The sequence below is a fragment of the Psychrobacter sp. genome (genome assembly GCF_049295055.1).
Taxonomy (GTDB): domain Bacteria; phylum Pseudomonadota; class Gammaproteobacteria; order Pseudomonadales; family Moraxellaceae; genus Psychrobacter.
The window spans coordinates 35,270-46,368 of sequence record NZ_JBAQQF010000031.1 but is presented as its reverse complement, the minus strand read 5'-3'; the positions used below and the strand labels follow the sequence as shown (position 1 = coordinate 46,368).

The 11,099-nt window shown below is 42.7% G+C and carries 10 protein-coding genes; 4 read left to right on the top strand and 6 right to left on the bottom strand.

All coding sequences use genetic code 11. From position 1 onward, the window contains the following. Positions 1–195 precede the first annotated feature (195 nt). The 3 genes from WAZ74_RS04070 to fadB form a co-directional block, all read right to left on the bottom strand. Positions 196–771: an isochorismatase family protein gene (locus tag WAZ74_RS04070; RefSeq protein ID WP_422306075.1), complete on the bottom strand. Its 576-nt coding sequence runs from the start codon at positions 769–771 to the stop codon at positions 196–198. Positions 772–1,035: 264 nt separating this feature from the next. Beyond that, complete coding sequence (gene fadA, locus WAZ74_RS04065) at positions 1,036–2,208, bottom strand: acetyl-CoA C-acyltransferase FadA (RefSeq protein WP_422306072.1); 1,173 nt, start codon at positions 2,206–2,208, stop codon at positions 1,036–1,038. A gap of 229 nt (positions 2,209–2,437) precedes the next feature. Next, entirely contained in the window at positions 2,438–4,597 is a 2,160-nt protein-coding gene (fadB, locus tag WAZ74_RS04060; protein WP_422306070.1) for a fatty acid oxidation complex subunit alpha FadB, read from the bottom strand. Between the two features lie 906 nt (positions 4,598–5,503). On the opposite strand from fadB, the gene WAZ74_RS04055 reads away from it, so the two are divergent. Genes WAZ74_RS04055 through WAZ74_RS04045 form a run of 3 tightly spaced genes read left to right on the top strand, consistent with a single transcriptional unit; the run spans position 5,504 to position 7,988 of the window. Continuing rightward, on the top strand, positions 5,504–6,523 hold the full coding sequence (locus tag WAZ74_RS04055; RefSeq protein ID WP_422306068.1) for a polyprenyl synthetase family protein: 1,020 nt from the start codon (positions 5,504–5,506) through the stop codon (positions 6,521–6,523). A gap of 53 nt (positions 6,524–6,576) precedes the next feature. Further along, positions 6,577–7,083, top strand: a complete 507-nt coding sequence (locus WAZ74_RS04050; RefSeq protein ID WP_422306066.1) for a diacylglycerol kinase — start codon at positions 6,577–6,579, stop codon at positions 7,081–7,083. Between the two features lie 32 nt (positions 7,084–7,115). Then, positions 7,116–7,988: a DUF72 domain-containing protein gene (locus WAZ74_RS04045; protein ID WP_422306064.1), complete on the top strand. Its 873-nt coding sequence runs from the start codon at positions 7,116–7,118 to the stop codon at positions 7,986–7,988. 129 nt (positions 7,989–8,117) lie between these two features. On the opposite strand, the gene WAZ74_RS04040 is transcribed toward WAZ74_RS04045, so the two are convergent. The 3 genes from WAZ74_RS04040 to WAZ74_RS04030 all read right to left on the bottom strand — a co-directional run bounded on the left by WAZ74_RS04040 (position 8,118) and on the right by WAZ74_RS04030 (position 9,726). Beyond that, on the bottom strand, positions 8,118–8,516 hold the full coding sequence (locus tag WAZ74_RS04040) for an Imm7 family immunity protein (RefSeq protein ID WP_422306062.1): 399 nt from the start codon (positions 8,514–8,516) through the stop codon (positions 8,118–8,120). Between the two features lie 74 nt (positions 8,517–8,590). After that, on the bottom strand, positions 8,591–8,896 hold the full coding sequence (locus WAZ74_RS04035; RefSeq protein ID WP_422306060.1) for a putative quinol monooxygenase: 306 nt from the start codon (positions 8,894–8,896) through the stop codon (positions 8,591–8,593). Between the two features lie 200 nt (positions 8,897–9,096). Further along, positions 9,097–9,726 (bottom strand): superoxide dismutase, encoded by a 630-nt coding sequence (locus WAZ74_RS04030; protein ID WP_422306058.1) that lies wholly within the window; start codon positions 9,724–9,726, stop codon positions 9,097–9,099. A gap of 555 nt (positions 9,727–10,281) precedes the next feature. Between WAZ74_RS04030 and rdgB the strand changes: the two genes are divergently transcribed. Continuing rightward, a complete protein-coding gene (gene rdgB, locus WAZ74_RS04025; RefSeq protein WP_422306056.1) occupies positions 10,282–10,935 on the top strand; it encodes an RdgB/HAM1 family non-canonical purine NTP pyrophosphatase in 654 nt (217 codons plus the stop codon). Positions 10,936–11,099: the final 164 nt, after the last annotated feature.

Sequence of the window (11,099 nt, the reverse complement as noted above, 5' to 3'; positions counted from 1 at the left end):
CGATTGACACGTTTGAGCGCATCCAACTCTAATAAAAAATGAGTGACGTCATCGATGTCGATAGTTGAGGCAAGTTTTGGACTGGTCAATGATATAGAATTGATTAAGGACATATTTCTCTCTACTTAAAAACAAAATAGCGCTTATATTAACAAGCGCTATCTCTTTTCAATCTACTGAAATGGGTTAAACCCGCTATTTAATCAAATTACTAATGGTCTTAAAAGCTGGGTCTTCGCTGCTGCGGCACAATTCAAACAGAATGGTTTCTACGGTCGTAATGACTCCACCGGCACGGCGAATGCGGCGAATGGCTTGTTTTTTATCATAGGGAAAACGCGAACCAACCGCATCACCAATAATGACGGGCTGCATCCCATTATCAAGCAAATCAAGCGCCGTTTGTAGCACGCAAACGTGTGCTTCGACCCCCAATAACAAAATAGTACTACGATTCTGCTGCGCTAAATGATGCCATGTATCATTGTTATCGCAGGCGCTAAACGTGACTTTTTCAAAGCTTTTTGCATTATCACCTTCTAGTACATCACGTATCTCGGGTAACGTATCACCCAATCCTTTTTTATATTGCTCATTGAGCATGATGGGAATCCCAAGCGCTTGCAGACCTTTGATAAGCGTCACAGTTTTTTTGATGATATTTTCATGATCATAGATATGCGGTGTTAAGCGTTCTTGTACATCGATAATCATCGCTTGCGTGTTTTCGCGAGCAATTCGATAAGTGCGATCGGTAATCATAGTAGACATAGTACACTCCTTGTACGACTGACATTTACCATCAAAAGCTATTGTAAACCTAACAATAGTGTCGTGGTTTAACTGACTCTTATTTAGTCATAGTTTGGTGAATACGTCAATGGAGATAATTTTTAATAACAATTTATCAGTAGTGGGCGCGCCCAAACCGCCTTGATTTACTCAATAAAAAACCCCCAGTCATGATGACTAGGGGTCAGTTATTAAAATATTCGCAGTCGTTAAGTATTAAAAAATCGACTGGCAATTTAAGACTTAAACACGCTCAATGATCGTTGCGATACCTTGACCAAGACCGATACACATCGTCGCTAGACCGATTTCTGTATCTGATTGCTCCATCGCATTTAGCAAGGTCACGGTGATACGAGCGCCTGAGCATCCGAGTGGATGACCGAGTGCAATCGCGCCGCCGTTGATGTTGACGATGTCCTGCTTACCAGTCAAGTTTAATGCTTTAAGTACAGACAAGCCTTGCGCGGCAAAGGCTTCGTTAAGCTCGATGGTTTGCATATCATCAATGCTCAAGCCAGCACGTTTTAGCGCTTTTTGCGTAGCAGGTACAGGACCATAACCCATGATAGCCGCATCACAACCAGCGACCGCCATGCTACGGATACGAGCACGTGGCTTTAGACCCAAGTCTTTGGCTTTTTGCGCGCTCATGACCAGCATTGCCGCTGCGCCATCAGATAGCGCAGATGAAGTCGCTGCCGTCACTGTGCCGCCTTTTGGATCAAAGGCTGGACGTAACTTTTGCATTTGCTCCATTGTCGCATCTGGACGAATCACTTCATCGACGGTACATAGCTGCAAGCGACCAGCCGCATCATGACCTTCGATACCGATGATTTCGTTGTCAAAACGACCTTCAGTAGTGGCCGCCCAAGCACGGCGGTGTGATTCAAGACCAAAGGCGTCTTGCTCTTCGCGCGTAATGCCATTCATACGGCCCAGCATTTCAGCGGTCAAACCCATCATGTTCGAGGCTTTTGCATAGTGCTTAGAGGCCGCAGGGTTAAGATCAACGCCATGCATCATACCGACGTGACCCATATGCTCAACACCACCAATGATGAACACGTCACCTTGGTTGGTCATGATTTGGGCAGCGGCAGTGTGTAGCGCTTGCATAGAAGAACCACATAGACGATTGACGGTTTGACCGCCAGCCGTTTTTGGGATACCAGCCAATAGGCCGATGTTACGACCGATGTTTAGGCCTTGTTCTAGCGTTTGGTTCACACAGCCCCAGATGATGTCTTCGACATCACGCGGATCAAAGTCATTGCGTTCAACCAGCGCACGTACCAATTCAGCAGACAGGCTATCAGCGCGAACATGACGGAACATACCGTTTTTAGATTTGCCCATCGCTGAGCGTACGCCATCTACGATGACCACATCTTTTGGACTTAAAGTTGTCATACTATCTTCCTTTTCAATTTTTATTGTCAGTGTAGTCCGTTCACGTTGAGTCTATTACAGTACCAATCTTGCCCAAAGCACGATACTTACTCTGGCGCTTGATGTCACTGTATTGGTCTTCAATTGAACCGACTATAACCGTACGTCTGCGATTGAAAATATAATTTTATCAATGGCTATCTTGCTCAAAAAGCAAACGCATGGCACTTCATCCTAGTAATGACGCCTATTACGCAGTGGCGTAAAAGGTCTCGCCTGCTGCTGCCATATCGCGAATCTTTTGCGGGGCTTCATACGCTTTGCCAAGATGCGCGTATTTTTCACACAGTGCCAAATAGTTGTCTAAACCCATTTGATCGACATAACGGCAAGGGCCACCGCGGAATGGCGGGAAACCGACGCCCATGATCATTGCCATATCAGCCTCGCTTGGCGTGCTCACGATGTTGTCTTCTAAGCAGCGTACGGTTTCATTACAGAAAGCCAGCATGGTGCGATCGATGATGGCTTGATCGTCAAACGTCTGCTTATCACTGTCTGTCGTGGTTTTAAGCAGCTCATAAGTGGCGTCATCAGCGACTTTCTTTGGCTTACCGCGGCTATCCGTTTCGTACTTATAAAAACCAACGCCGTTCTTTTGACCCAAGCGCTTGTTTTCGTATAGATGCTGAATCGCACCTTTATAATCAGGCTTCATACGATCTGGGAAACCATCTGCCATCACTTCTGCGCCATGGACGCCCGTATCTAGACCGACCACGTCGATGAGATAAGCAGGACCCATTGGCCAGCCGAATTTTTCCATGACTTTATCGACATGAGCGAAATCAGCACCTTGCTTTAATAACAAGTCAAACGCGCCAAAGTATGGGAACAATACACGGTTTACCAAGAAACCTGGGCAGTCGTTGACCACAACGGGCACTTTGCCCATTTTAGAGGCTAGTGCGACAGTAGTCGCGATGGCTTCTTCAGAGGATTTTTCGCCGCGAATCACTTCTACCAATGGCATACGGTGTACTGGGTTAAAGAAATGCATACCGACGAAGTTTTCTGGACGCTCAAGCGCTTCTGCTAAGAAAGTAATAGAGATAGTCGACGTGTTTGACGCTAGGATGCAGTCGTCTTTTACCAGCCCTTCTACTTCTTTCAAAACACTACGCTTCACGTTTGGATTTTCTACGACGGCTTCGATCACGATATCTGTTTCGCTAAAATCACCATAGTTCAAAGTAGGACGGATACGGCTTAAGGTTTCGCCCATTTTCGCTGGGGTCATTTTGCCGCGTTCAACCATTTTGCCAAGCAGTTTGCTGGCTTCGCCCATACCAAGGTCTAATTGCTCAGACTTGATATCTTTCATGATGATTGGCAAGCCTTTAATGGCTGCTTGATAAGCGATACCACCGCCCATGATACCAGCGCCAAGTACCGCAGCTTCATTGATTTCATGTGCTTTTTTACTGTGCTGCTTGGCTAGTTTTTTAACCAACTGATCGCTTAAGAATAGACCAACCAAGCTTTCTGCTTGTGGGGTTTTCGCCGCTTTTGCAAAACCTGCTGCTTCTACTTCAATCGCTTTATCACGTGGTAAGTTAACGTGTTTTTCCATCGCAGCGATAGCAAGTGCTGGCGCAGGGTACTGCTTAGGATTGGCTTTGGCAAAGATCATACCTTTTGCGCTGTTAAACGCCATCGCTTGCTCAAGCTGGTTTAATTTAACTGGGTTAAGCTTCTCTTCACGCTTCGCTTTCCAATCAAGCTCACCTGAGATACATTTTTTGACCAAATCAATGGCCGCATCTTGCAAGTCATCAGCAGCAACGGTCGCATCAACCAAGCCTAGTTTTAGCGCATCAAGTGCTTTCTTTGGCGTACCAGTCGCAATCAGCTCAAGCGCGTTATCGATACCAATGACACGCGTAGTACGAACCGTACCACCAAAACCTGGGAAGATACCCAATTGGGTTTCTGGTAGACCGATGATGGCTTTGTCACTCATGACACGGTATTCACAAACCAAGGTCATCTCACAACCACCGCCAAGCGCCGCGCCATTGATGGCAGCTACTTTCGGGAATGGCAAATCTTCAAAGCGATTAAAGGCGTCATTGATATTAATAACCCAATCTTTAATTTCTTCTTCTGGCTGCTTAAAAGACGCCACAAACTCTGTAATATCAGCACCAGCGATAAATACGCCTTTGCTTGACGTGACAATTAAACCTTTAACGTCATCGGCTTTTTCTAAAGCATTAACCACTTCGGCAAATTGCTTATTGGTTTCAGCATCAAACTTATTCACGCTCTCATTTTCGGCGTTGTACTGCATGTTGGCGATGCCATCCTCTAGCATTGTCACCGTAATGCGATTTCCTTGGTATACCATTTGGAACTCCTTGCTATATAACGAAAGCTAGTTTTAAAATTAAAAGTTTTAAAATTAAAGTACATAGCCAGTTATTGTTAGAAAAATGGGTAATAGCACCGCTAATCTGACCTTTTATCACAATTATCATAAGCAACGTCGTCTTGATGTTGTCGTGATGTCGTCGTGATATTGCCTTGATAAAAGCAAGCCAGATTAAACAGTGCAGATATCTTTATTATCCAGCGCTTATGCTTGTACATTTATAGCTGTGTACTGATGTTCTATGTACTTATATTATATTACTACTGTCGTTGTCGCTGTTGACTGACACTTGGTCGTATACTAGTTTTTCGATTAAATAATGGTGTAAAACGCCACTCGTTAATCGCTAGACCAATTTCACGCCAATTAGTGTAGGGGATTATGCCCCCGACTGTCACAAGCTAATACCATACTCGCAAGTCACTCTTAAATCGACAGCAGCCCTTTACCTGACTAGCAATCTACCTTAAGTGATTGTTTGTATACTGGAATTAGCGCGTGAAAAGCAAACACTTAACGCGACCTCTTATCAAAACATATTCAGCCGCTAAGTTAAGTCGCCAATACGTAACAACGGCTTGTTATCGTATTTCAGTTGCTCAAACGGCTTTTTTAACCCTAAAGCATAAAAAATGATTCACGGAGGCTGACTCACGGAGGCTATAGTAGATCCACTTTTAAAAGAATACAGTGCTACTGAGATTAATTATTCGCAGCCTCTGTCTGCGTAGGTACAGCAAGCAAGAAAAATTGATACCAGTAGCACGTTATAATGTTTTTATTTCTTTTATTTGGGACTGACTATACGTGTGGCAGAAGGAATATAATCTATCATGCTACACTAACGATATTTTTATTATTCACCTGATAGATGGCTGGATTATGACTGTTTCTTTTACGCCAAACCCTGCAGATGCTAGCTTTATGCCTTTTATAGATACTAAGCAATTTCATCACGATGTGCGCACGCAACTGTCGCAAGATATTGACGTGTTATTTGCTTATGCTGAGTTGCCAAGTCCGCTGCTTGATGCATGCCGTTATGTGATGACCGGTAGCGGTAAATTGGTGCGCCCGTTATTGGTGGCTAGCACCTTTGCTAGTACTAATGCTCATAATGACACTGATAATGAAAAAAGTATGGCTAACGCTGATGGTTTGGAAGCTTTGCTAGAAAGCGACTCAAATTATGATATGTGTCGCCGTGCTGCATTGGCGGTAGAACTGCTACATACCTATTCATTGGTGCACGATGACCTGCCCTGTATGGATGATGACGAGCTGCGCCGTGGTCAGCCAACCGCACATATCGTCTTTGAAGAGTCAACTGCCCTGCTGGCAGGGGATGTACTGCAGACGTTAGCATTTGAAGTATTAACGGCAGAGATGCCAACTTTTGCGCCTTTTGATTCAGCTATCGCAAGCCAGCTATTTACCATTTTTGCCCCACGTGCTCGTCGTATGGTTTCTGGTCAAATGCTTGATCTTAATGCCGAAGCCACGATTGGCATTTCACAAAACCATTTAGAAGCTATCCACCGTGATAAAACGGGCGCATTGATTGAGGCGGCGATGCTAATGGGCGGTATTTGTGCTGGTGCGACCGCTCCGCAGCGTATGGCACTACAGGAATGTGCTCAACATATTGGTCTAGCTTTTCAAGTGCAAGACGATATCTTAGATGTGACGACTAGCACAGATGCGCTAGGCAAACCTGCTGGCAGTGATGAAAAATTAGATAAATCTACCTATGTGAAATTGATGGGTGTCGAAGATGCGACCAGCTATGCACAATCGCTATTTGATGATGGGCGCGCAGCACTTACTCGTGAACTGAGTGGTAATAAAGAAAATGATGCGCTGATGGCGCTCATCGAATGGTTGTGGGCTAGACAAAAGTAAGTTTGTGCATGCTAAACTGTCCGCTATTCTATAACGATGATTGAGATTTTTATATGAGCGACCTTAAACAGCCTAACTCTGATAAACAGCCGATTTCTAGCTCTCCTAAGCCGCTTAATCAGCACCATCATCATGATCATGCTGCTCATACGCCAGATGTGGGAACGGAAGCTGCTGAAAACTTCGCCGATACTGTAAAAGGCAAAGCAGGATTTGGGAGAATCGTGAAAGCCGCTGGTTACTCTGCTGATGGCTTTATGGCAGCATATAAAAATGAAGCGGCTTTTCGACAAGCATTTTGGCTCAATCTCATATTGCTTATCGTGCTGATATTTATACCTTTGGCTATCACTATGAAAATGATCCTGCTTATCGCTTCATTTTTATCTATTATTGTTGAGCTGTTTAATACTGGGTTAGAGGCCAGTATTGACCATACTTCTACGGAGCAACATCCGCTAGCAAAGATAGGTAAAGACGTAGGATCAGCAGCACAATTTCTATCATTAACACTGCTATTTATCTTATGGCTAATGGCTTTATCTAGCTTGCTATTCTAACTTTGATATTTTAAATGATGCGTGGTTAATTTATGACTACTGATAATCCCACTTCGTCTATTCCTTCAGACCAAAATATTTCTACTCAACTGGCTAATGCATCGCAGACTATTTACCTCGGTACTGGCGGCTATAGCGATACCGACCTACTCGGTACGCTATATCCAACGGGCACCAAAAAGACGGATTTCTTACGTGAGTACGCCAAGCAATACGGCGCGGTCGAAATTAATAGCACCTTTTACGCGCCTATAGGGCAAAAAGCCTTTGCAGGTATGGTTAATAAAGCCTATGCCGAAGCAAATAGCCAATTGAAATTCGCCGTCAAACTACATCAAGACTTCACTCATGCTCGAAAAGGCACTGCCGAACACGCGCAAGCTTTTCTGACTGCTCTCACGCCACTTATCGAAGCCAACGCTCTAGCGCCACTATTATTACAGTTCCCACATGGCTTTGACCGTACTCGCGAGCATAGACTTTATCTAGCAAATCTAGTCAGCTGGTTTAAAGACTACCCATTAGCCATCGAGTTTCGTCATAACGGCTGGCATACCCCGCAAGTGGTCGATAGTTTTACCGAGCAAGGTTTGATTTGGTGCAGCGTTGATTATCCCAAAGTCAGCGGTCTACCACCGTCACGGCTGATATTTACCGAGCGTACTGGTTATCTGCGTATGCATGGTAATAACTTAAACTGGTGGGATGCGATGAGTGCTGCCGACCGCCATGATTATCGCTATAGCGAAGCAGAGATGCAGGATTGGGCGCAAGCGATTGCCAATCAGCGTCAGCATTTTGATACGTTATATATCTTCTTTCAAAATACGGTGAATGCGCATGCGTTTTATAACATTGCGATGTTGAGGGAAGATTTAAAAGTGCATAACTTTAACGTTTTATAGAGTTAGGCCTTAGAGATTTTTTTGTAGGCTGTAGCTTTAGCCCAGCGAACAGTTATATAAAATCGTAATATTGAATGGTTGCGTAAGGTGCATTTCACACATAACTACTCCACCAATGTATTAGTTAGCTCACTCTTCTACTTCAGGATTATAAGGAGATAGAAATTTATCTAACTCAAAGCTGATTTTCCCCTTCTTTAATACTATAACTTGAAATTGATTATCTAGGCCGTCTTTATCTTCGTCATCACAAAAATACAGCAACCCGTAAGATCCTTTAGCTTCTATGGCTATCCAATTTAAAAACTCCAATATTTCAGTCCATGAATATGATTTATGATTATCCATTCCTGCAATCATCAGCTTGTAACTACCATTAGTAATTTTCATCTGACAAATATTTCTATTACAATTGATATTAGCTACAAAAAATTCCAGCTTTTGCCAAACTTCCTTCATCTTATCTTTTGACTCATCAAGTTCACTGAAAGACTCTCTAATAACGAACCATCCTTGATACTCTATCATTGCGATACCTTAGTTCTTTAGACAATTTCAATTTTCTTATCGTGCTTCGTAAGTTGAGCGTAGCTTACGACAAGTTAAATTGACTTTAATTTAAAAACAGTTGCAGGTCTGGCTCGAAAACTAATGCTAGTTTTATCTGCCTTAATCATATGCGGAGTAACATCATGGGCGTCTAAGTCTACTTGAGTTGCCCATTTTTCTATTAATACAAACTGATTTTCATCTTCAACATCTTGAGTCAGTTCATATTGCAAACAACCTTTCTCGGTTAAGACTAATGGTTGTAGCTCTTTAAAAGCTTGAATTTGTTGACTAGCACAATTTATTTTAGTTTCGATGAGTATTATCAAAGATAGCGGTAAAGAATGATTATTTGGCATAATACCTTCCTATAAAAGGTAGTGGAAATGACTTTCTTAGAAACAAACCATATTCTTATTTTAATCAGATGTATAATAAACATAAGTAAGGATATGTTTGAACACTACTTACGATAAATTTTAAACCAAAAAAAGGACACCTCGCGGCGTCCTTTTTTCTTACTTATAAAGCTAAGATAACCTAATGATTAAAGAGTTATTTACTCTTCAACACCAGCATCTTGACCTTTATATTTCGCGTTTGCGTAGTCCCAGTTCACTAGTTTGTCTAGGAAGGTATCTACATAATCAGGACGACGGTTACGATAATCGATATAGTAAGCATGTTCCCATACGTCACAAGTCAATACTGCTACTTGGTCATGTGCAAGTGGCGTATCAGCGTTGGCAGTTTTAGCGATAGACAATTTGCCACCGACTTTATCAGCAACTAGCCATGCCCAACCTGAACCAAACTGAGTCATTGCTGCGTTTTTGAACTCTTCACGGAATTTATCATAGCTACCGAAATCTTCTTCGATTTTGCCTTTTAGATCGCCAGTAGGTTCGCCACCGCCATTGTCTGGCGTCATGCAGTTCCAATAGAACGTATGGTTCCATACTTGGGCTGCTTGGTTAAACATACCTTGCTTGCTGTCATCTTTAGACGTTGCTACGATGATTTCTGACAAAGTTTTGTCTTCTAGACCAGAACCTGGTAGCAATTCGTTTAGCTTAGTCACGTATGCATTGTGATGCTTATCATGATGGTATTCTAGCGTCTCGGCACTGATATGTGGTTCTAGCGCGTCTTTTGCATAGGGTAATTCTGGTAAGGTAATCTTTGACATATTATTTTATCCTTGCTGTTTAGCCGTTAATTCATAGAAACTAATATTATAGAAATCAATAATAGAAATCAGATTTTACGCTATTTTTACCGCGCAAAAAACCCTATAAAATAGCGAGCTAAATTGGCTGAGTTTATTGTTTGAAATGAATACTATCGTTTGGGACGTGTTATTTCTTAATACAATATCACGTATTATTATGAATCCAAAATGAACTTACGAGCTGTTGTTTTTTTCTTGCTGTGCACCCAAAAGCCAAATACTTGACTTTATAAGCATTTATTAACTTAATATTCACAAGCTATAAGATATAATTCACGATAGCTTGGCAGCTAGTATAGCAATAGTAGTGATGAATCTCAGTTAACAAATGTTATAGATTATATAATTAGTATAACCATTACTAATTTCTTGACGGACGAACCTATCTATCTTAACGCTTTTTACACTAGATCTTAGCCTGAGTATAAGGTTAATAAATGCAGTTTTTAAAATATAGCCAAGAATTAACAGCTAGCCAATCAACATCTAAAAATTATTTGACGGAATGATATTATGAGCGCTACCCATACATCGCAACCTTCTATCCAAGCAACACCTCACAACCAATGGGTGCTCGCCAGCAATAATAAAGGCAAACTGGCTGAGTTTAAAAAACTGTTTGCCGAAGCAGATTTGGATGTCGTTATCGTACCGCAAGGTCAGCTCAATATCGACGATGCCATCGAAGACGGCTTGAGTTTTATCGAAAACGCCATCATAAAAGCCCGTCATGCCAGCCGTATTAGTGGATTACCTGCGATTGCAGATGATTCTGGCTTATGTGTGCCAGTATTGGGTAACGCTCCGGGCATATACTCGGCGCGCTATGCCGGTGAGCACGGCAATGATGGCAAAAATAACGCCAAGCTTATTGCTGACTTGCAGCCTATTCGCGATGCGCAGGCTAACGGGCCTATCAAAGGGTTATTTGTTTGCGTACTGGCGATGGTACGTCATGCTGATGATCCACTACCGATTATCGCGCAGGGTTTATGGCACGGTGAGATTTTAGCGTCGCCGCTCGGTGATGGTGGCTTTGGTTACGATCCACTGTTTTGGTTGCCAGAGCAGCAAGCGACGGCAGCAAGCTTAAGCGCTGCTGATAAAAACCGCATCAGCCATCGCGGTCAGGCAATTCAGCAGTTATTGGCGCAACTGCCGTTATAGCTATATTTGATATAATTATAGTTGATCTACTATAAAACAAGCAAAGTGCTGCTGACCTTGGTACTGACATTGCTACTGGGATAAGTTTTGCGCCGCCTCTGTCTACGCAGGCACAGCAAGCAAGAAAAAATTATCTCAGTAGCGCGTTGTAATATTTGTACTTA

Excerpts from the sequence above, each read along its gene's own strand:
- WAZ74_RS04070 (WP_422306075.1), bottom strand. The coding sequence starts at position 771 with ATGTCTACTATGATTACCGATCGCACTTATCGAATTGCTCGCGAAAAC.
- fadA (WP_422306072.1), bottom strand. The coding sequence starts at position 2,208 with ATGACAACTTTAAGTCCAAAAGATGTGGTCATCGTAGATGGCGTACGC.
- fadB (WP_422306070.1), bottom strand. The coding sequence starts at position 4,597 with ATGGTATACCAAGGAAATCGCATTACGGTGACAATGCTAGAGGATGGC.
- WAZ74_RS04055 (WP_422306068.1), top strand. The coding sequence starts at position 5,504 with ATGACTGTTTCTTTTACGCCAAACCCTGCAGATGCTAGCTTTATGCCT.
- WAZ74_RS04050 (WP_422306066.1), top strand. The coding sequence starts at position 6,577 with ATGAGCGACCTTAAACAGCCTAACTCTGATAAACAGCCGATTTCTAGC.
- WAZ74_RS04045 (WP_422306064.1), top strand. The coding sequence starts at position 7,116 with ATGACTACTGATAATCCCACTTCGTCTATTCCTTCAGACCAAAATATT.
- WAZ74_RS04040 (WP_422306062.1), bottom strand. The coding sequence starts at position 8,516 with ATGATAGAGTATCAAGGATGGTTCGTTATTAGAGAGTCTTTCAGTGAA.
- WAZ74_RS04035 (WP_422306060.1), bottom strand. The coding sequence starts at position 8,896 with ATGCCAAATAATCATTCTTTACCGCTATCTTTGATAATACTCATCGAA.
- WAZ74_RS04030 (WP_422306058.1), bottom strand. The coding sequence starts at position 9,726 with ATGTCAAAGATTACCTTACCAGAATTACCCTATGCAAAAGACGCGCTA.
- rdgB (WP_422306056.1), top strand. The coding sequence starts at position 10,282 with ATGAGCGCTACCCATACATCGCAACCTTCTATCCAAGCAACACCTCAC.